General features: G+C 50.3%; 15 protein-coding genes. 14 read left to right on the top strand and 1 reads right to left on the bottom strand.

Going from position 1 to position 22,160, the window contains the following annotated elements; translation table 11 throughout:
* Window positions 1–80 precede the first annotated feature (80 nt).
* A complete protein-coding gene (locus ABTV53_RS22800) occupies window positions 81–5,177 on the top strand; it encodes a WIAG-tail domain (protein ID WP_433746824.1) in 5,097 nt (1,698 codons plus the stop codon).
* A 170-nt stretch (window positions 5,178–5,347) separates the two neighbouring features.
* Here the strand turns inward: ABTV53_RS22800 and ABTV53_RS22795 are convergent, their stop codons facing one another.
* Complete coding sequence (locus ABTV53_RS22795) at window positions 5,348–6,913, bottom strand: M4 family metallopeptidase (RefSeq protein WP_433746822.1); 1,566 nt, start codon at window positions 6,911–6,913, stop codon at window positions 5,348–5,350.
* Between the two features lie 613 nt (window positions 6,914–7,526).
* On the opposite strand from ABTV53_RS22795, the gene ABTV53_RS22790 reads away from it, so the two are divergent.
* The 13 genes from ABTV53_RS22790 (at window position 7,527) to ABTV53_RS22730 (ending at window position 22,106) form a co-directional block, all read left to right on the top strand.
* Window positions 7,527–8,483: a glycosyltransferase family 2 protein gene (locus tag ABTV53_RS22790; protein ID WP_433746819.1), complete on the top strand. Its 957-nt coding sequence runs from the start codon at window positions 7,527–7,529 to the stop codon at window positions 8,481–8,483.
* A gap of 41 nt (window positions 8,484–8,524) precedes the next feature.
* Window positions 8,525–9,640 carry a glycosyltransferase family 2 protein gene (locus tag ABTV53_RS22785; protein ID WP_433746817.1) on the top strand — a complete coding sequence of 372 codons (1,116 nt, stop codon included), beginning with the start codon at window positions 8,525–8,527 and terminating at the stop codon, window positions 9,638–9,640.
* Window positions 9,637–10,410 (top strand): glycosyltransferase family 2 protein, encoded by a 774-nt coding sequence (locus ABTV53_RS22780; RefSeq protein WP_433746814.1) that lies wholly within the window; start codon window positions 9,637–9,639, stop codon window positions 10,408–10,410. Before ABTV53_RS22785 ends, ABTV53_RS22780 begins: the two co-directional genes overlap by 4 nt.
* Window positions 10,407–11,138, top strand: coding sequence for a sugar phosphate nucleotidyltransferase (locus tag ABTV53_RS22775; protein WP_133387054.1), 732 nt, complete (start codon window positions 10,407–10,409; stop codon window positions 11,136–11,138). Before ABTV53_RS22780 ends, ABTV53_RS22775 begins: the two co-directional genes overlap by 4 nt.
* An 893-nt stretch (window positions 11,139–12,031) precedes the next feature.
* On the top strand, window positions 12,032–12,697 hold the full coding sequence (locus ABTV53_RS22770) for a GT-D fold domain-containing glycosyltransferase (protein WP_433746810.1): 666 nt from the start codon (window positions 12,032–12,034) through the stop codon (window positions 12,695–12,697).
* Window positions 12,698–12,762: 65 nt separating this feature from the next.
* A complete protein-coding gene (locus tag ABTV53_RS22765) occupies window positions 12,763–14,490 on the top strand; it encodes a glycosyltransferase family 2 protein (protein WP_433746807.1) in 1,728 nt (575 codons plus the stop codon).
* Between the two features lie 353 nt (window positions 14,491–14,843).
* Window positions 14,844–15,119, top strand: a complete 276-nt coding sequence (locus ABTV53_RS22760) for a glutaredoxin family protein (protein ID WP_433746804.1) — start codon at window positions 14,844–14,846, stop codon at window positions 15,117–15,119.
* A 320-nt stretch (window positions 15,120–15,439) separates the two neighbouring features.
* Window positions 15,440–16,783 (top strand): LLM class flavin-dependent oxidoreductase, encoded by a 1,344-nt coding sequence (locus ABTV53_RS22755; RefSeq protein ID WP_433746801.1) that lies wholly within the window; start codon window positions 15,440–15,442, stop codon window positions 16,781–16,783.
* A gap of 211 nt (window positions 16,784–16,994) precedes the next feature.
* On the top strand, window positions 16,995–18,638 hold the full coding sequence (locus ABTV53_RS22750; RefSeq protein WP_433746798.1) for an ABC transporter substrate-binding protein: 1,644 nt from the start codon (window positions 16,995–16,997) through the stop codon (window positions 18,636–18,638).
* A gap of 41 nt (window positions 18,639–18,679) precedes the next feature.
* Window positions 18,680–19,612: an ABC transporter permease gene (locus ABTV53_RS22745; protein WP_433746795.1), complete on the top strand. Its 933-nt coding sequence runs from the start codon at window positions 18,680–18,682 to the stop codon at window positions 19,610–19,612.
* 60 nt (window positions 19,613–19,672) lie between these two features.
* Window positions 19,673–20,590, top strand: coding sequence for an ABC transporter permease (locus tag ABTV53_RS22740; RefSeq protein ID WP_433746792.1), 918 nt, complete (start codon window positions 19,673–19,675; stop codon window positions 20,588–20,590).
* A 25-nt stretch (window positions 20,591–20,615) separates the two neighbouring features.
* Window positions 20,616–21,164, top strand: a complete 549-nt coding sequence (gene ssuE / locus ABTV53_RS22735; RefSeq protein WP_433746789.1) for an NADPH-dependent FMN reductase — start codon at window positions 20,616–20,618, stop codon at window positions 21,162–21,164.
* Between the two features lie 69 nt (window positions 21,165–21,233).
* A complete protein-coding gene (locus ABTV53_RS22730; RefSeq protein WP_433746786.1) occupies window positions 21,234–22,106 on the top strand; it encodes a LysR family transcriptional regulator in 873 nt (290 codons plus the stop codon).
* The last annotated feature ends 54 nt before the right edge of the window (window positions 22,107–22,160 follow it).

Raw genomic sequence — 22,160 nt, 5'->3', positions numbered from 1 at the left:
AAAGTCATAAATGAAGTGGCAGATGCCCATATGGAAGCATATGATGCCGGAGACGAACGTTAGAGGAAGGAGCAAGCTGCATGAGTAAAAATGGCAAAAAGAAGGTTCCGACGCCGAAACTGCGGCATGTGAGCCCGAAATTCAAGGAATTGGAACTGACTGATCGCCGGGCAGACAAGATGAACTCAGGTTTCACTGTGAATAGGGAAGAACGCTTGAATACGAATAAAAGGGATTTGAGAGCTGTTCAGGAGTCGGAAGAATTTCTACTAGAATCAACGGAACTACCTGCTACAACGAACGAGCTGGAAGAGCTAGAGATCGAAGCCCAAATCAAGACGGACCACGTAGTGTCTGATAGCAAGGAAGTCGAGACACAAGATAGCGTGGAAAAGCAGATTCAGGTTAGCAGCGTGGCTCCGCTTGCTCTGGAAGAAGAGGAGGACATCAACAAGCAGGAGATAACAAGCAAGGACCGGCTGCAGATCCTCAACCAAAACCAGATGCCGGGTCATACCGGACACTACATCTACACGGATGACTTAAGTGAATTTGCTGTTACGGAGAGCAAGTTGGCTCCTTTCTCTGTGGATGCCTCCAAGCTGAAACCGGATGCGGTCGGCAGTGAAGCATTGCAGGATTATGCGGTGACCAGCATTCACATTGCAGACGGGGCCATTGTTTCGGCGAAACTTGCGGAAGCGTCTGTATCTGAGGAGCACCTGATTGACGGCGCTGTGTCTGGTCATAAAATACGAAATGCTTCTATTGCCGGTGAGAAAATCAGAGATGGCAGTATTACTTCTCAGAAGCTTGGCAACCAGGTCATCGATTCAGCCAAAATTGCCGACGGTTCCATCGGCACAAGACATCTCAGCCGCATGCTGATAACGGAAGAATTAATCAAGAATCATGCCGTAACTGGAGACAAGATCGCAATTAGCGGGGTGGATACAAGACATCTCTCTGGGGGAGCTGTGAATACCTCCAAACTGGCTGACGATGCAGTGACTACATCCAAAATTCGTGAAGCTGCTGTCACAGGCAGCAAAATCGAAGAACTATCCATCGACTCTCACCATATTCAGGCAGGTGCTGTTAAACAGATACATCTGGCAGAAGGGGCTGTTGGCCGTTCACAACTATCCAATGGCAGTATTGGAAGTGACCAGATTGAGGATGGGTCCATACAAACAAGACATTTAGCTGAGGGTTCACTAAGTGGAAGACATCTGCTGGACGGTTCAATCGGTTCAAGCCAGATTCGGCCTCATGCAGTTGGCAAGGAGCAGATTGGCAATGGGGAAGTGGGCAGTGAGCATTTGACGGAAGGTGCAGTAACGAGCAGCAAACTGGCAGACCAGTCTGTTGGAACAGCAAAGTTGCTGGAGCAGTCCATTACGGCCTCCAAGATTGCTGATCAGAGCATTATTTCTTCCAAAATTGCGGATGAAGCCGTACAGGGTAAACATCTTGCCAAAGGGTCCATTCGAGCAGAACACATTGCGAATCGGGGAATCACGCCGGTACATGTGGACAATTCCGCAATTCACTCCATTCATATTGCAAGTGGAAGCATCGAGGCAACTCATCTATCTGCCGGCAGTGTGTCCGAAGATGCTCTTGCAGACGACGTGGTGAGTGAGCGGCATCTTGCAGAGTCGGCCGTAGGTACGTATGAATTGCAGGATGGTGCCGTTACAGATGTTAAGCTCGCGGATGGAAGTGTGACAACGGAAAAGCTTGGAACGGCATCGGTTAGTAGCAGGGCGCTTGCCCCGGGAAGTGTCATATCCTCACATCTTGCAAGTGGTGGAGTCACAGGTACACATCTGGCTCCAGGCAGCGTGGGTTCCGAGGCCCTGAGACCTTATGCAGTGAAATCAGATCACCTGACAGAACATGCTGTAGGGGTACCTCATCTTCAACCAGGCAGTGTTGAAACGGATGCGATTGCACGGGCGGCAGTCACCACAGACAAATTGGCTCCTGGTAGTATAACTTCAGCCCAGCTGGCTGGCGGTTCCATTTTCCCGCCTCATCTAACAGATCATGCGGTTACCTCCCCCAAGCTCTCACCAGAGAGTGTTGCCACAGATAAACTGGCGGATTTTGCTGTCACTTCAGCTAAACTGGCAGACGGCAGCGTGACTTCGTCCAAAATTATGGCAGAAAGTATTAACGCCAAACATATTCCAGCAGGAACGATTCGCGGGTATCACTTGAAGCAGCACGCCGTTTCCCTGGAACATTTGTCGGAAGAAATACGCTCACCGGAATTATTTGCTGATGGCAGTATTACGGGCAACAAACTTCGGCACGGGTCCGTAAGTGCGGACCATTTGACAGCAGACTCGGTTTCCGGGACAGAACTGCAACAGGCTGCTGTAGGTAGCGAGCACTTGCAGCCATCCGTTATACAATCCGTCCATCTGGCTGAAGGCAGCGTGAAATCTGAACATTTGGGAACTCAAGTAGTAGGTTCACAGCATCTAAAGGCAGACACCATTCATGAGGAGCATATTGCTGAACAGGTGGTCACATCTCATCACTTGGCACCTGGATCTGTCGAAACAGACCATCTGGCGCCTTTATCCATTACAGCGGCACATCTTCAGCCAGGTTTGATCAGTGGTTTGCATCTTCAGGCAGAGTCGACAAGTGCTGTTCACCTGCAGCAAGGAGCGGTGCATTCCCGTCATATTCAAGATGGTGAGATTCTTCCTCATCATATCCATGAACGCAGTATCGGAACATCTCATCTGGAAGAAGAAGCGGTAAGTACGATTATTTTGCAGGATGAATCTGTAACACGCTCCAAACTAGCAACGGGTAGTGTGGATGGCAGCAGATTAGCCGCAGGAAGCGTATCGTCTACTCACATTGCCAACGAAAGTGTGCAAACCCGTCATATCCAAGAAGGAGCAATCCTTGCTGATCATATTCAAGAGTGCAGTATTGGCTCAATTCATCTGGATGAGGAGTCCGTGAGTGCGGTTCATTTGCAAAATGGATCTGTAACGAGTGCCAAACTGGCGGACGGCAGTATAAACGGCAGCAAGTTACTCGAAGGTACGGTATCGGGGATGCATATTGCATCCGAAAGCGTGCAATCCGAGCATATTCAGGCAGACGCCATTCATGCTGGACATATTCAGGAGCGCAGCATCGGCACAATCCATCTGGACGAGGAAGCAGTAAGTGCCATTCATCTGCAAAATGGGTCCGTCATCAGTGCCAAATTGGCCGACAGCAGTGTAACCGGCAGCAAGTTGCTCGAAGATGCGGTGTCGGGAATCCATATCGCATCCGAAAGTGTGCAATCCCGCCATATCCAGGAAGGAGCGATCCTTGCTGACCACATTCAGGAGCACAGCATCGGCATGTTGCACTTGGAAGAGGAGGCGGTAAATGCGATTCATCTGCAAAATGGATCTGTAACAAGTACCAAGTTGGCCGACGGCAGTGTAACTGGCAGCAAGTTGCTTGAAGGAGCAGTATCGGATATCCACATTGCAGACGATAGTGTGCAATCCCGTCATATTCAAGAGGGAACAATCCTTGCTAATCATATTCATGAGCGGAGCATTGGCACAGCACATTTGGAAGAGGAGTCGGTAAGTGCTATTCATTTGCAAAATGGATCGGTAACGAGTGCCAAACTGGCGGATAACAGTATAACGGGCAGCAAGTTACTTGAAGGTACGGTATCGGGGATTCATATTGCATCGGAAAGTGTGCAATCCGAGCATATTCAGGCAGGAGCCATTCAAGCTGATCATATTCAGGAGCGAAGCATAGGCACAACCCATCTGGAAGAGGAAGCAGTAAGTGCGATTCATCTGCAAAATGGGTCCGTAACAAGTGCCAAATTGGCTGACGGTAGCATTAGCGGCAGCAAATTGCTTGAAGATACTGTATTGGGGAGCCATATCGCATCGGAAAGTGTGCAAACTCGCCATATTCAGGCAGGAGCAATTCTTGCTGATCATATTCAGGAGCAGATCATTGGTACGTCCCATCTGGAGGAGGAAGCAATAAGTGCGGTTCATCTGCAAAATGGGTCCGTAACGAGTGCCAAACTGGCGGATGGCAGTGTGAGCAGTAGCAAACTGCTTGAAGATGCGGTGTCGGATGTCCATATTGCCAATGGAAGTGTGCAATCCCGTCATATCCAAGAGAGAGCCATACATGCTGACCATATTCAGGAGCGAAGCATTGGAATCTCCCACCTCAAAGCAGAATCGGTAAGTGCGATTCACCTGCACAATGGTTCCATAACAAGTGCCAAAATGGCTGACGGCAGTGTAAACGGTAATAAATTGCTTGAAGGTGCGGTATCGGCTAGCCACATCGCAGATAAAAGTGTGCAATCTCGTCATATTCAGGACGGAACCATTCTTGCTGATCATATTCAAGAACGCAGTATTCGCACAACCCATCTGGAAGAGGAAGCAGTAAGCGGGGTTCATCTGCAAAATGGGTCCGTGACCAGTGCCAAATTAGCCGATGGCAGCGTGAACGGCAGCAAACTGAGTGATCAGTGTATTACTTCCAATCACTTGAATGCAGGGATTGTAGGTCCAGCGCATTTGAGCGAAGAGATATGGAATGCGATTCGTCAATTCAGTGGAGAATCGCTGGGGCAACAACAAGAGTTGATAACCCAAACAGATCAGCTTGGCGAACTATCGGCAGCTTTGTTCACGACGGATCAGGCAGATCAGGCAGATCAGGCTCAGCAACCACATCTTGAACGGTCACAGGAGGTCGGCGGAAATACGGAGTTTAAGTTAAGTGAACAATCGATTACACAGGAGCATCTGTGTAATGATGCCGTGGGCAGCAGCCAGTTGCAATCGGGTGCAGTTCAGGCCAATCATCTGGCCTTCCAGCCCGTTCGCAGCGTAAGCAAACAAGCGGTTGTACAACAATTCGGGATGGAAGCTTTTGTACTGCCAGAGAGTGAAGTATGCACAGAGGTAACGGTTGTTTTTGAAGAATCATTTGCTTCAGAACATTATGTGATTGTGGGCATGAGCAATGACCGGGGATTCCAGATTTCCCTGCTCTCGCAGAGTGAGGATGAAGCGGTACTTGAAGTGTCACGTACGGCTGATTGCAAGCATACGTACGGGTTGTTGTCATGGATTGCTGCGGGACCTTCGCAAGGATAGTGCAGGATCGTATCAGTAATAAACAAATGACAAAAGCGGTGTCCAGAGTTGTCCGGGACACCGCTTTTGATTAATCTAAGCTTAATCCGTTCGGACGGTGAGGGGTGTCTGAACGTTTTCTTACCATTAGGATGAGTACATTATAAGTTCAACCACATTAGAATAAGATTTTACAGGCCTACAGCTTGATATGCTTTGGTAATAGCAGTAGCTTCAGCGGAAGTTGCTCCGTACAGATCTTTGGCTGCTTGAATGGTAGCTGTTTTGGCAGCGGCAAATTTGGACGTTGGTGTGAGATAGTTCACCAGTGTGCTGTAGAAAATCTGGATCGCTTTATCCCGACCGATTCCGGTAACAGTCACACCATTATGTGTTCCGCCTTGAGCAGCAAGGAAATAGGCTTTATTGATGATACCACTGTTGATATGGACACCGCCGTTGTCCTGTGTGCCTGTGTAGCGATCGCTGTATTTGTCAGGTTGACCATACAATGTAGGGTTGGAGAGGGAGCGCAGCGCATCTCCTGGAATGTTAGGTGTGTAGATATCATCACCGAGCAGCCAGTTTTTGCTTTGGATCGTATTACCGAAAATATCGGCAAAGGCCTCGTTGAGTGCACCTGGTTCATTTCGATATTCCAGATTGGCTGTATATTCAATAACACCATGCGTCAATTCATGGCCCACAACATCCAAATCACCAGACAAGGATCGGAATGTCGTTCCATCTCCGTCACCAAAGACAATCTGTGCCCCGTTCCAGAAGGCATTATTGTAATTGGAGCCGTAGTGCACGGTTGATCTGATCAACAATCCGTTACCATTAATACCGTTACGGTTGAATTTGTTTTTGTAGAAATCATACGTAGCAGCCGCATGAGCGTGAGCATCTACACCTGCACGGTCGGTCCATACATTATCCGAATCTGTGAGCAGGGTACCTGGCAGTGTGGAGCGATTGTTGGCTGTGTACGTTTGGATGCCATTGCCGCGAGTGGTATCTTTCAGTTGGAAGGTGCTGCCGGATTGGGTGGTTGTCAGGGTTTTGGTATCACCAAGCACACCTGTACCTGTTCCGGTGGCGAAGTTAATGAGGTCAAACTGGGATACGATACTGCCATCCACTGCGTTCACGAAATACTTGGTTCGCAGGGGGGCAGGTTCCAGTACGTTTACTTCCGTAATGTAAACCAGATACGTCTGACCATCTTCTTCATGGTGATAGATGTTCAATTCAGCTTGAGGTGTGATTTCCGCGGCACCAAGCTCTCCAATCCGGGAGGTTGCTTCTTCGCTTGCAATCCGGATCGCGTCTTCTCCGCTGATCTCGGCTACACCATCATTCGGGATGGCCTGCTCTTCAATCGGTGGAAGATCGCCAAGTGCGGAGCTCACGGCTCCGGTTTTGTCCAGGTGCACCGTCTGTTCTGCACCATAAACCGGGATACCTTTAATATATTGTTTCAGGCGGAAGTGTCTTACGCCAGATGTATCTGTGTTTCTTTTGACAATTTTGAGCTGTGATTTCACATCGGAATTCAGGAATTGTTCCTGCTGTCCAAGGTAATTAAAGATGGTGTCATCTGTTCCACTGTTCAATGGAATACCCTCCTCAGAGGCATAAGGGGCCTGAAGTGGAATGGATTGATCAGACACTGGAGCTGCAGTAGCAGAGGATACGGAAGCGAGCAAAAGAGCTCCTCCAAGAATTGTTGGCATAACTTTGGCAAATTTCATAGTAAACTCTCCCATTCTTAAACTTATTTTTGGTTGGAAAATGTTCATGCCAGTCTCGGTTGGAATTCCGTCTGCAACTTGGGCAGCGCGGAGCGTGGGGCTGGACCGCCGGGGGTTGTCCAATTGCGCAGGTAGAAGATACGTTCACGGAAAACTGGGGTGTTCAATCCGGGTTTGCGTAAATGACAAAGGCAGTGTGTTCTGAACGGCATCACTCCTCTCAAGAGTAAAATGTATCTGCTTAACAGGTTCTGTGAATGAGGACATACTCTAATCAACCTAAGGTCAATAAATTGATTGAAAAATGGGAACTTATGTTCATCATAAGGTTATTTTTGTAAATAAAACGGCTTGGAACGTATATTACCACAATGTAAAACTTTGGAAAAGATACAAATTTAGATTTTTGCTAAAATTGTGTCTGAAGTAGGGGAGAGGTAGCGTTTTTCGCATATTGTGACGTATTTTGTCTAAAAGCAAGGCCTGTCCCCTTGTGTTCGCAGGGAGAACCTGCTTCGTGCAAGGACAAACGCCGTTTCCACTGCTCCACGAATACATAGAATAACGTGTACTCCCTTGGCATGCCGATGATCGAATGCGGGAGGTGAAACTGTTGCGCAAAACCCGTACCACAGCACGTTATGCAACTCGACCCAATGTGACACGAAGAAAAGCAGTGCTGAAGAAACGAAGATGGAAGTCTGGACACAAAAAGGGTACAAAGGCCTATACGTTCATTATTTCATCCAAACAGCTGATGCCACAGGCTAAGGATGGAGTAGAGAATGGAGCGGAAAATGGCATGAGTGATGCTCCTTCACACAGGGATGTTCCTCAGCGACCGATGCTCTCGGTCATTATCCCTGCCATGAATGAGGAGAAAAGGATTGGTGCAGTTGTACGTGAAGCACGGCGGATATGCCGTGATGCTGAAGTGCTTGTCATTGTGAATGGTTCAACAGACGGTACGGCTAACGCAGCCAAACGGGCTGGAGCACGAGTGCTCACGTATGCAGAAGCGCTGGGGCATGATGGAGGACGAAAAGTAGGAGCAGCGGAGGCCTATGGTCAGGTGTTGCTATTTACTGATGCAGATATCGTCATTCCCGCAGAGCACCTTGCGCCTTACGTGAAGGCTGTGCTGAAGGGAACGGATGTGGCGCTTAACGACTACCACGGGCCGGTTACTCATCATCCCGTTCATCCGGTAGTGGAGGCCAAACACATGTTGAACAGCATACTCGCAAGATCCGATCTCCGGGGGGCATCCATGACAGCTATTCCACATGCAATAAGCCGAAAAGGACTTGAGGTCATGGGGATATCCTCACTGGAAGTTCCGCCACTCGCACAAGCCAAGGCAGTGATCGGCGGACTTCGGGTACGCGCTGTTCATCACGTACCTGTGGGCAGAATGAATGCAGTACGAATCAAGAAGCGAAGCGGACCTGATCCGCTAAGTCAAGTGGTACTGAATGATCATATGACAGCGATCAAGTGGATTACGGATACGCTCGGTCCCCGCGGAGGTTATACCGATCTGAAACGTGTTCGCAAACTTGCAAGGTAAGCATGTCGCGTCTGATGATGCAGCATGCTGGAGGTGAGGAAATGAAGGGACGTTCAGGGGCTGTCCGTCGCAGGCGGACAACAAATAGACGAACGACAGCAGGAAGAACAGTAATTAACAAGCGTCATGGGAACAAGAAGCATGTAGAACTTCAAAAAAAAAGAAAAAGCCGCTCAACGTCTGGCCAAGTGGATCTGCACTTGATGTGGAAAGCGGGGCAAGTTGCAGGAAGCGAGGCAAAGGCGAACAACACAGTATCAGAAGAACATGCACGTCTCGTATGGAATGCACACGCGGTGAACGTTGCGGAGCTAAGTAACTTCGAGCTAGCTCTGAAGGCAGGTAAGGCATTTATGCAGGGTTATACTCATGCCTCGGGACATTCATTCCAGATCGTGCCACTACCTCTTCGTCATTCGGCTGCTGCCATTGTCTGTGCCTGTAATGAAGAACACACCCTGGGGCAGGTGCTATTGCAACTAAAGCGGCTGCCTCTGACGGATATCATTGTAGTACTGAATGGAACGACAGATGATAGTTTGAAACAGGTACTAAAGCAACCTGGACTCACAGTAGTCTATGAACCGGATCGGGCAGGACATGATGTCGGGCGTGCACTTGGAGCCAAGATGACGGATGCGGAGTCGGTACTTTTTGTGGATGGAGATATGGTCGTCTCGGCTGAAGAGCTTGCACCCTTTCTGTTCGCGGTTGATGGGGGACAGGATGTGGCGTTGAATAATCTGACGTCCTTGCTTCCTGCGTTTGCAGGGCAGGATGAGGTAAGCCGGATCAAAGCATATCTGAACCGAACATTAGGCAGGGCAGATCTCGGTTCCAATTCCATGACAGCTGTGCCCCATGCCTTGTCTCGTCGTATGATTCAGACCGTGAAACCAGCATCACTGGCCGTTCCACCTAAGGCACAAAGTTTGGCTATTCAGCATGGAATGAACGTCTCGGCACCAAGTCAGGTGGATGTTATTCGTTCCAATCGGTTGCGTCCTGGTAACACGGGAAGTGGGAATGATGTCGCCAAATTGATCATCGGAGATCATCTGGAGGCACTGGCTACATTGCTGGGTACAGGTTGGAATCCAGCCCAGACACATACACTCTCCCGTGTAGAAGTGGCTTACAGGAGGAACGCCAGATGACACTGACGAGTGTGATTATCCCAACTTACAATGGTCTGGATCTGATCAGGCCCTGCATCGATGCCTTACGTCAATACTCGGGCGATCCTGCGTCATATGAAATTATCGTGGTAGATAACGGTTCGACGGATGGAACGGCTGAATATTGTGCGCTGGAGCGAATTCGATTTGTAAGATTCCCGGACAATCGGGGGTTTCCGGCAGCGTGTAACGCTGGACTTCGTGCAGCTTGCGGGGATGAGCTATTGCTGTTGAACAATGATGTTACGGTCACGCCCCGTTGGCTGGAGAACCTGCGAACGGCTCTGTACAGTGACGCAAGTATTGGGATCACGGGGCCTGTTACGAATTATGCAAGCGGCATCCAGCAGATTGAACTGGCGTTTCGGAACATGGAACATTTTCAGGAGTTGGCCAATTCCAATAATGTCACGAATTCTTCAAGGTGGAGGGAAGTACGCCGGATCGTTGGTCTGTGCATGCTGATGAAACGAGATGTAGTGGAATCGGTTGGACTGCTTGACGAGGCATATTCTCCGGGACACTATGAGGATGACGATTATTGTTATAGAGCAAGATTGCAGGGATATCGTTTGCTGGTATGTGGAGATGTTCTCGTGCATCATCAGGGAAGTGCCAGCTTCCAGAAGACAGATCCGGTAGCGTGGAAACAGCTGCTTGAGCGTAATCGTTCGATTTTTATGAACAAATGGCATGTCGATCCGCTTGAATATATGGACATATCCGATAAAGGTGGGAACGTGGAATGAAAGGTGTAATTCTTGCCGGCGGAACAGGAACTAGACTGTATCCGCTGACCCGGCTCATTAACAAACATCTGCTTCCAGTCGGTAAACATCCGATGATTATGTATGGCATCGACAGGCTCCGCCAGGCAGGCATTGATGAACTATTGATTGTGATCAACAAACATTCCGCCGGGTTATATACAGAGTATCTTGGTGGCGGAGCGGATCATGGGGTCAAGTTGACTTATCGCATTCAGGAAAAGGCAGGCGGGATTGCGGAAGCATTGGATCTGGCAACTTCCTTTATTCTTCCTGGCGAAAAATTCGTTGTGCTTCTCGGAGATAATCTCTTCAGCGATGATCTGAAGCCTTATGTGGACCGTTACATGCAGCAGCCTGCTGGTACAGCACGAGTTCTGCTCAAAGAGGTGGATGATGCAAGACGTTACGGGGTGCCTGTTTTCGATCCAAAGCATCCAGAGCGAATCTCGTACATTGAGGAGAAACCAAGCCAGCCGAAAACCTCTTATTGTGTGACGGGCATATACATGTATGACGATCATGTATTTAACCTGATTCGCAATATTGCGCCGTCTGCGCGTGGAGAACTTGAAATTACGGATGTGAATAATCACTACGCGTCTGCTGGCGGACTGGAATACGACATTTTACAGAAATACTGGAGTGATGCAGGTACGTTTGATTCACTCCAGGAAGCAGCTGTCCGCATGAAAGGACAATTGCCCTAAAATATATGCGACTGATGCTGCCGCTGTGCGGTGCCCCATGGGAACAGAACACTCTGCGCCGGAGCTGGAAGGATGCTCCGGCGCTTTGCGCAGCGACAATCCTCGTGCATGCCAAAGGAGGGAATGGCGTGAGAGTAGTGACACGCACCGGGGCCGCTAGGGCCTCTGTGTCAGGTAAGCCCCGGGGCATCCACCCGGCCGTATTTATGGGCAGTCGCACTCCGGCAGCAGCAGGTACAGGGTCTGCTGGAGTCAGAGGTGTTAAGTCAGGGAAACGTAGTACCCTGACCAAAGCGGGTACCTCTGCAGGCGCAGCGCATAAGGTCCGTGCAGGCAAAGCGAGCAACACGGGCAGTGTTGTGGGCAGAGCAGGCAAAGCTGGCCGTGCGAGCGCGAGCAAAACGGCAAGAGCCAGCCGCACCGGCAAAGGCAAAGCCGGCCTGCGCCAGGCCACTGCTGGGCGCAGGCCGGCACCAGCGCGGGGCGGGCGTGCCGCTGCCCGCGCCAAGCAGCGCACGGCGATGCGCCGTGCGCCCATGCCAGCACCGCAAGCCAGCTCGCCACCGGCGATGCCTGCCAGCGGTACTGGCCCCGCCCCGCGCCAGGCGACACACCCGAAGGGGGTCGCCCACGCGCCCGCGGGGCGGGGAGGCGCTGCCGCCGCGCATGCGGGCAGCGCCAAGGGCTTGCCTGCGCCTGCACAGCTCGCAGAGCATGCAGTGCAGCCGCAGGCCGTGCCCGGCGGCTACGCCGAGGGCTACCGCGACGGCGTATTCGCCGGCGGGGAGGCGCTGGTGGCGCAGCACATCCCGCCGGATCACATTCTGCCAGCCGTGGCGGCGGCAGATCTGATCGCGGCGGGATTCCGCCAATATGCGCCCAGCCTGACCCGGTTGTCCAGCCCGCATGAGATGGCTGGACACATCGTGGCGGCGCTGGATGCGCAGCGCCCCTTGTCTGTCGTTCGCCTCGGAGATGGCGAACTGCTTACCCTGGCAGCCGATACAGTGCTGCCAGGTCAGGAAGTGCAGGAGCTGGCACCGTTTCTGCCCTATGCAGGGGTGCCATGCTCAACGCCAGACATCCGCGCGATGCTTGCGGAAGCCATACAGTCCGCCGACTGGGTTGGCGTCCCGATCTCGCGGGCGCCGACATTCCAGGGGCTGCTCTTCCCTGTATTGCGCCACTTCGGGATCGACTGGTCCCGGCTGAAGTTGACCAGCTCCACGATCAATTACAGTCTGCATCAATCCGGTCTGGTGTTGCCCTTGCTGCAAGGTCGGCGGGTTCTGCTCATAGGCAGCCAGGCACCTGAGCTTGCGGCACTGCTGCATAACCGGGGAATTCATGTCACAGGCATCATTGGTTCTGTGGCAGGAGTTATGGATATTCCGAGGGTGATGCAGCAAACCGCAGAACATGCTTTTGATATCGCGTTGGTGGCGGCGGGAATTCCGGCGGTCATTCTGTGTCGGCGAATTGCAGGTGAACTCGGCAAGGTCGCTCTGGATTTTGGACATTTGGCTGACAAACTGGTAACAGGAGAGCTTCAACTCTAGTGGACCGTCCGGGGGCTGGTTATGTGCGTGTTGGCCTCACGGACAAGTGAAATGGAGGGAGCAACATGAGCACACCCGATCAACAGCGCGGGGAAGAACGTCATAGCCGCAGCAACAAGGTTAAGGCTCGAAACGTCGTCCGTCGAAAGGGTCACAGTCATCACAACATCACTCCAAATATCAGCACTCACAGTGACAACAGCCGCAGTGAAAATAACCGGAATGGCAGCATAAGCAGCGAAAAAAAAGCGGCCCGCCGTGCCACACAGCACGATGTCTTGCGATATGACATGGCAGTCCTGCATGCAGCAGGTCGTCGCTCAATACGCAAATCCAGACGTAAAGGCAAAAGCAGGCGCACAGCCAAAGGCGCCAGGCTCTACAAACAGGGGTATAACAGAGGATACAATGAAGGTGTCCGCCAGGGACAGAGCTCGTTTGGTCTTGTTTTTGAAGGAGTCAGCATCATTATCCCCACGTACAATCAGCGGGACTATGTGCTGCAATGTGTGTCGAGTATCGAAAAGCATACCCCAGCCCCCTTCGAAATTATTGTCGTGGATAATGCCTCCAAGGATGGAACTGCCGAGGCCATGCTCCGCAAAGGCGGTATGGTGAGGGTGGCTGCCCTGGATCAGAACCGGGGGTTTGCCGGAGGTGTCAATCATGGGCTGATGATGGCGAGAGGACGACATATCATCGTGCTGAACAACGATACGCTCGTTACTCCGGGCTGGCTGGATAACATGATGACTTGTCTTGCCAGTGATCCAAAGATTGGTGTGGTCGGTCCGGTGACCAACTATATTGGCGGGGATCAGCAGATTGAGGTCCCGTATCGTGAGGTAGACGAGATGTGGTCTTTTGCCGTCACACATAATCGTCCGGATGCAGACAAACATCGAATAACCGATCGGCTGGTCGGATTCTGCTGGCTGTTCTCACGGGAGCTGCTGGAACAGGTAGGTTATCTGGACGAAGGGTACGCGGTGGGCAATTTCGAAGATGACGACTGGATCATCCGGGTAAAGCTGGCAGGATACCAGCTAGCGGTAGCCGGGGATGCCTTTATCCATCACTTCGGAAGTGTCAGTATGAAAGCCTTGGGTGAGCAAGATTTTGCTGTAGTGAATAAGGATAACGAGCAGTTTTATGGCCAAAAGTGGGGAGATCCCCATGCGCTGGTTGCCGAAACCTCCCAATTGGTGAAACGACAAACCTCTGGTACCTCATCCGCTCAACAGAACGATGGTGACACGAACCCAATGGATCCACGTCAGCGAATCTCAACGCAGGGAAGCCAAGATCCAGTATTACAGTTCAGACACAGTTATGACTTCTACCCGGAAGGCTCGTTCCTGTCCGATGCCAAAGGGGATGTCTATACTTTAACCGGCGGTCGGCGGCGTAAGCTGAACATCCCTGTACCTCGTGGAATATCTCCTGTTCAGATTGCCAAACCGGACCTGCTCGCCATTCCTGCAGGAGAAGCACTGACATCAGCGGGGGATGTGCAAGGCTGGCCGATGGAGACACATCAGGAGCACACAATAGCGGCTCAGGGTTCTCCCAATGGCTGGGCAGAAGGAAGTATTGTTGCCGCAGTGAATGCACCCGAGGTTCGATATCAGATCAGCGGAGGCAAGCGGAGACGGTTTGTATCGGTCTATGCCGCAGAACGTTGGGGTGTACATTCCGGGCATATTATCAGCGTGTCTTCGGACCAACTGAATTCAATGGAAGAAGGGTGGCCCATTATCGCCCCACCTCAGCTCTTGAACCCAGATCTCTAATGTCAGGTGATCTGTTTATCCAGATTAGCAGCATGATGCGGAATGGAAAATGTAGCGGTATCCTGTGTAATCGCTCTGATTCATTCCGCATCCGAATATTACATATGAGTGGGTAGCTGGACTACTGAAGCAGAGCGTTTCCTTCCTGTAAAATCATTTATCACTCAAATTTAAAAATATAATCTTTCTATTTGGTTATAGGTTTATTCTATTAGCAGATCCATTGACGCAAGAAAGGCACAGGAGTACATTTAGAGCCATAATTCTTATTTAACAGATGGGAATTGAAGGTTTAGGGCTTTGATATTCAATCATCGAGACCTTGATCTTAAAACCAATCAGGAGGTATGTCGATGTCATCATCTACCAAAAAAGTCGTGCTGTGGAGCAAAACAGGCTGTCATTTCTGCGGGGAAGTGAAAGCATTTCTGACAGAGCGAAACCAGCCTTTCGAGAACATTGAAGTGCAGGGTAATGACGTGCTCCGAGATGTGCTTGAAGCAAAATATGGCATTCGGCATGTACCCGTTATTGAAGTGGGAGGGGACGGCAAGTTTGAAGCTTTGCTGGAACCTGATCTGGAGAAGCTGGCTGAACTTCTGGCACAACCGGACGAAGCAGCAGTCTGACGGGAGTCAATATATCCCTTTGAAACAAGCCGTTCCGGCTGCTGTGTGATGCAAGATCGCATATGTACAGCAGTTTGGAACGTTCATAACTCAACGATTGATGAGATGTCAAAGGTTCTAATTCACATTTTTGATACTGATATAGAAAAAATCTATTAGTCGCGCTGTTGACCCTTGTACGGGGCAGTGCTAAGATTTGTGAAATTAAAACAAACCAAATTGATAGGAATAGTTAACTTTTAAGTTATTTCGCATATGTAATCAGTTCACAAGGTCCCTTGAACATTTGAAGATTTTAATCCAAGGAAGGCGGAATGCACATGACAGCGAAACGCAGTTTGAAATTCGGAGCAATTGTACACGGCGTCGGAGGCAGCAATACGACATGGAGACACCCGGAAGTTCAGGCAGATGCCAGCGTTAACTTTGAGTTCTACAAGCGTCAGACGCTGAAAGCGGAAGAAGGCAAGTTCGATCTAGTATTTATCGCAGACGGTCTGTATATTACCGAGAAATCCATTCCTCATTTCCTGAATCGCTTCGAACCGATCAGTATCCTGTCCGCTTTGGCTGCCGTTACTTCACGGATTGGACTGGTGGGTACCCTCTCGACATCCTATAGTGATCCGTTCACCGTAGCCAGACAGTTCGGTTCCCTTGATCAGATCAGTGACGGTCGTGCAGGCTGGAACGTGGTGACCTCTCCACTGGAAGGTACAGCGAAAAACTACAGCAAGAGTAATCATCCGACGCATCCGGAACGTTACCGCATCGCTACGGAATATCTGCAGGTAACCAAAGGATTGTGGGACTCGTGGGAAGATGATGCCTTTGTAAGAGACAAAGAGAGCGGTGTTTTCTTCGATCCTTCCAAACTGCACACCCTTAATCATGAAGGAGAATTCTTCTCCGTACAGGGTCCGCTCAATATTGCCCGTTCACGGCAAGGACAGCCGGTAATTTTTCAGGCAGGTTCTTCGGAAGATGGCAAAAATCTGGCTGCACAAGAAGCGGATGCTGTTTTTACCGGACACGATACAATTGAAGATGCACAGGCATTCTATAAGGATGTGAAAACGCGGGCAGCTTCCTATGGACGTTCTTCACAGGATATTGTCATTCTGCCAGGCATCAATCCTATTGTTGGACGGACAGAGGAAGAAGCTGAACAGAAATATCAGGAGATCGCAAGCTTGGTCACAATTGACAAGGCATTGGATTACCTGGGACGTTTCTTCGAACATCATGATTTCTCCCAATATCCATTGGATGAGCCTTTCCCTGAGCTGAACGGAATCGGAAGCAACAGTTTCCGCAGTGGCACGGACAAGATCAAGAAGGATGCCAAGGAGCAAGGATTGACCTTGCGTGAAGTGGCTCTGCGGGCAGCAACACCACGCAGCAAATTCCTGGGCACACCGGAGCAGGTTGCTGACAAAATTCAGGAATGGTTTGAGGCGGAAGCGGCAGATGGATTCATTATTGCTTCCGAACTGCCAAGTGGATTGTCTGATTTCGTAGAACTGGTTGTTCCAATTCTGCAAGAGCGCGGTCTTTATCGTACGGAGTATGAGCACGATACATTGCGGGGTAACCTTGGGGTAAAAATTCCGGTTAACCGTTATACGGCTGCCAGGGAGCAAGTTGTATCTGATCTGGCATAATTGAGATGAGTCCTATTCAATCAACACGAACGCGTTGCTTCTTCGAATTGGTTCTGGTCTCTTCGTTAACGTGTAAAGGCTAGAGTCTAACTTATTACCCATGAACTCAACCATTTGTACTATCTTAAAACCGACTTAACTCATAGGATATATCAAGTATTGGTATAAGCATCAATATAATGACACCTGTACACACAGAGGGGGAAGCGATATGAACAGGTCTATATCTTGGATGAAATATATGGCATTGGCAGCAGTATTGGTGATGGTATTATCCGGTTGCGGAGCAGCGGGAGGCAGCACGAACGGTGCAGCACAGGCATCAGGCGGGAATCAGGCCGGGCAAGCGGAAGGAGGCAACCTGACTTTTGCACTCGCGACTTCCCCGGATACGCTGGACCCTCATCGCAGTGGGCTTGCCGTAACGGTACGTGCCATCCGGACGATTTACGACAATCTGGTCGTACAGCTGCCGGACGGTTCCATCAAACCTTGGCTTGCCACAGAATGGAGCGTGTCCGAGGACGGCAAGAGTTATACATTCAAGCTGCGTGAAGGCGTGAAGTTCCATGATGGCACACCGTTTAATGCGGAAGCCGTGAAATACAATCTGGACCGGGTGGTCGACCCAGCCACCAAAGCTGCCAATTCTCTGGCCCTGATTAGACCCTATAGCTCCTCCGAGGTCATTGATGAATATACCATCAAGGTAAAGCTGGATTCACCATCGCAAGCTTTTCTCGGCAATCTGAGTCAGGCACTTCTGGGGATCGTATCCCCTGTAGCTGCCCAAAAATATGGCGATCAGCTGGGTAAAAATCCAGTGGGAACAGGTCCGTATACCTTTGTGAAATGGGATGAAAATGCGGATATCGTCGTTGCCAAGAACAAGGATTACAATTGGGGACCTGAGACGGTTGAAAATAAAGCCGCACCTCATGTGAATACGATCACATTCAAAATTGTACCGGAAGAAGCGACGCGTATCGGAAGTGTACAGAGCAGTCAGGTACTCGCTGCCGAGACTGTTCCGTCGCAAAATATCGCTGCATTAAAGAACGATCCGAACCAGCAATTGTTGCAGGCCAATACCGTTGGACTGCCGTACACCCTCTTTTTCAATCTGCGCAAAGCGCCGTGGGATGATGTGAAAGTAAGACAGGCGGTACAGTCTGCCGTAGATGTGGAATCGATTGTGAAAACATTGTATCTGGGCAACTATGAACGAGCGTGGTCTGCACTGTCTCCTGGAATCCTGGGATATGATGCATCGCTGGAAGGAAGCATCAACCCGGACATCAAAAAAGCCAATCAGCTGCTGGACGAACAAGGCTGGGTGAAAGGTGCTGACGGTATTCGTGCCAAAGACGGCCAGAAGCTGACCCTGCGTTATGTCGATGGTTCACCCAATCGGGAGAAACGCAATGACATTGCTGCGATTATCCAGCAACAGCTGAAACAGGTAGGCATTGCCGTTGAAGTCGAGATTACAAAAGACGTAGCAACGGTCATCTATCAGAACTGGGATTATGATCTCTATGGCAACAGTCAGGTCAATTCCGATCCGAATGCCTTGTATGCTTTCTACCATACGAGTGCCGAGGGAGAGCGTCCGACATTGTCCGGTTTGTCTGATCCGAAGATCGATGAACTGCTGGAGCAGGGGGCCGTTGAGAGTGACGCGGATAAACGTGTCGCGATCTACAATCAGATTCAACAATACCTGATTGAGCAAGCGGTCATTCTGCCGATCTATGTATTCCCGTATACCATAGCTGCATCCAAAAAGGTCGAAGGCATCAAGTTCGATTCATTGGGTTACCCACTCTTTAACGACGTCCGCATTCAGCCCTAATATGAACGACCAATCCATATACAGGAAGGAGATATCCCGGTATGGTTCAAACGATACTGTCGAGACTTGCAACATCGCTTCTGGTTATATTCGGAGCTTCGGTGCTGGTGTACTGCATCATGTATCTCCTGCCGGGTGATCCGGTTCTGCTCATGCTGGACCCATCCTCAGCTACCCCGGAGATGATCGAGAATCTGCGGGTGCAGCTTGGATTGGATCAGCCGTTTTACATCCAGTTTGCGAATTATTTTGGTGATATGCTGCGTGGGGATTTTGGCAAATCCATGATCAATTCGGATCCGGTCTTGCCAAAAATACTGGAACATTTCCCAGCTACACTCGCTTTGACTGCACTCAGCTCCATCATTGCCATTACGATTGGAATTACGCTTGGTGTATTGTCTGCAATTCACCGCAATGGCGTAATTGATTTTGTCGCCCGGCTCGTTGGACTATTCGGTATCTCCATGCCAACCTTCTGGACGGGGATCCTGCTCATCCTGTTATTCTCGGTACAGCTCGGTTGGTTTCCGGCGATGGGGTCCGACGGATTCAGCTCTCTGGTTCTTCCGGCAGCCACACTGGGTCTCGTGGGTGCAGGATTTATCGTACGAATGGTGCGGAACAGTATGCTGGAAGTCATCAACGAACCGTTTATCGTGGCCTTGCGGGCCAAAGGACTTTCGGAACGAGTCATCATGTATGGTCATGCACTGCGGAACGCGCTTATTCCTGCGGTAACGGTAATCGGTATGCTGATCGGTGATCTGCTTGCGGGAACGGTTGTGGTGGAGACCGTCTTCTCTAGACAAGGAATCGGCCGGATCATTGCGGATGCGCTAATGGCCAAGGATCTGCCCGTGGTACAAGGCGTTGTTTTCTTTACATCCATTATCTATGTGGTCCTGAACTTGTTGGTGGACATCTCGTATTCGTACATTGATCCCCGGGTTCGGCGTGCAGTCCGAACATGATGACCGCTGAAACAGTCGAAAGTGTCCTGATACGGAGTATGAAAGGAGGAGTTGTTGCTCATGAGCATGAAACCTTTGGCTGGTGACAAAAAAGCATGGGCGGGCGGTGCAGGACATATCCGTCTATGGAATCGCCGCCCTTGGCGTTATCGCGTCTCTTTGGCGGTATCCCGATTATTCTTTTATGCGGCATTGCTGGTGGTGGTATTCACCGTGGCATGTGCGATTGTGCCAGGGTGGATTGCACCCTATGATCCAACTCAGATGATGACGGATGCCATTCTGCAGGCTCCCTCTGCTGCTCACCTGTTCGGGACGGACTATTTTGGCAGGGATATCTTCAGTGTGGTTGTGCATGGAAGCAGGGATTCGTTGCTCATTGGATTCGCTTCGGTTCTTGTGGGCGGTATTGTCGGTAGTGCGCTTGGTATTATCTCCGGCTATGCCGGAGGCATTGTCGACACGATCACCATGCGGGCTGTTGATATTCTGATGGCTGTACCCGGGGTGCTCCTGGCATTGTCTGTTGCCGCTGCTCTCGGGCCAGGACTCATGAATATTGCACTGGCTGTTGCCGTTTCCTCCATTCCGGGGTACGCACGGGTCATGCGCGGGCAGGTCATATCGGTTAAAGGACTGCCTTTCATTACAGCGACACGTTCACTGGGCGGTTCCAATAGCCGTATTTTTTGGAAACATGTACTGCCACATTCGTTGTCACCGTTGCTGGTTATGGCTACGCTGGGCGTAGGTACATCAATCTTGACGGGCTCCGGACTGAGTTTTCTTGGGCTTGGGGTATTGAAAGAAATTCCGGATTGGGGTGCATTGCTCTCCCAAGGTAGAGGTTATCTGACGGTTGCCTGGTGGATCTGTACGTTCCCGGGGCTTGCGATTACGTTGTTTGTACTGGCGGTTAATCTGATTGGAGACGATATTCGCGATCGGTTGGACCCCAAAGTAAAAGGAGCGGCCTGACCGCTATACCAAGGAGGAATACGTTATGCCACATGTCGTCATTATTGCCGGATCACCTTCCAAACGTTCGCGTTTGACAGGTCTGACAGATTACAGTAGTCAGAAATTAACGGAAGCAGGCGTTACCGTTGAAGTTATTCACGTTGTCGATATGCCTGCCGAAGATCTGGTGCAAGCCCGATTCGACAGTTCATTCATTCGTGATGCACTGGCTGTCGTGGAAGCCGCGGATGCAGTCATTGTAGCTACACCCGTATACAAGGCATCGTACTCGGGAGTGCTCAAGCTGTTCCTGGATCTGATTCCGCAAGAAGGGCTACGTGGTAAGTTGTTACTTCCACTCGTTATCGGTGGCTCCATTGCTCATCTGCTCGCGATTGATTATGCATTGAAACCTGTACTGGCGGCCCTTGGTGGAAGACATATCCTGGGTGGCGTATATGCTGTAGATCAAGGAATCGAACGACGGGATGACGGACAATGCGTACTTTCGGCGGATGTTACTACACGTCTGGAACGCTCGCTGGATGAATTGATATTGACACTGGAAAAGGATGGAATTAAGATATCATAAAACCAAGTAAGTATATTGGTTAAATCAATATAAGATCAAACGTCTGCGGACGTGGATACGGAGGCCCTCATGAATATCGAAAATATTGAAGCATTTGTATATATCAATCATTATGGAAGCTTCAATAAGGCTGCCGAAGTACTCTTCTTGTCCCAACCTTCGGTCACAGCTCGCATTCAGTCACTGGAAAGGGAGCTTGGCTGTAAGTTGTTTGATCGGCTTGGCAAGCAAATTGTGCTGACAGAAGAAGGTCGGAAATTCCTGCCGTATGCGCAGCAGGTGCTGCAAGTCATTCAGAAGGGCAAGCAGAAGATTCAGCAACGCAAGACAACACCGGATGCGCTCCGACTGGGTAGTACAGTATCGGTGTCGAATTATGTCATCCCCGATTTTCTGCCCAAGATCAAGGAAGCTTACCCCGAGATTCATATCAAACTGACGACGGCAACGACGGATCAGCTGATTGCCAAATTGCTTGGTCAGGAGATCGATCTTGCTTTTGTACGCAAGGTCATGCATCCTGCGATCCGTACGGTTGCTTTTTATGAAGATCCAATCCAGCTCTATGTGTACAAAGGACATCCATTCATGGAGAGCGGGCATGTCAGCATGGAAGCGATCCGGCATGAGCAACTGGTCTTTTTCGAATGTGGTTCACTGGACTGGCTTCGCATTCACCGGGCTTTCGACTCGCTGGAACATCCGCCGAATATTACATACCATGTCGATAATTCGGAGACAGCGAAGAAACTGGTTATGCAAGGGGCAGGCATTGCCTTTCTCCCGGGACTCACGGTGAAGAAGGAAGTGAAGAATCAGGAGTTATTCCCCATTCAGGTACATGAGGTAGCAGGTGTATCGTTGCAGATCAGCGTTGTCACGTTAAAGGAAGAATATTCGCCATTGGCAGAGCCCTTCGGGGAACTGCTGCGACAGTTATAAAGCGTATAGCGTTGAATCTGACTTTTACACCCAAACGGAGTTAAGGAGGAGAAT

The organism is Paenibacillus amylolyticus, assembly GCF_050990605.1.
GTDB lineage: Bacteria > Bacillota > Bacilli > Paenibacillales > Paenibacillaceae > Paenibacillus > Paenibacillus amylolyticus_H.
Note: the sequence above shows the minus strand (reverse complement) of the source record. Positions and strands in the feature narration are given on the sequence as shown.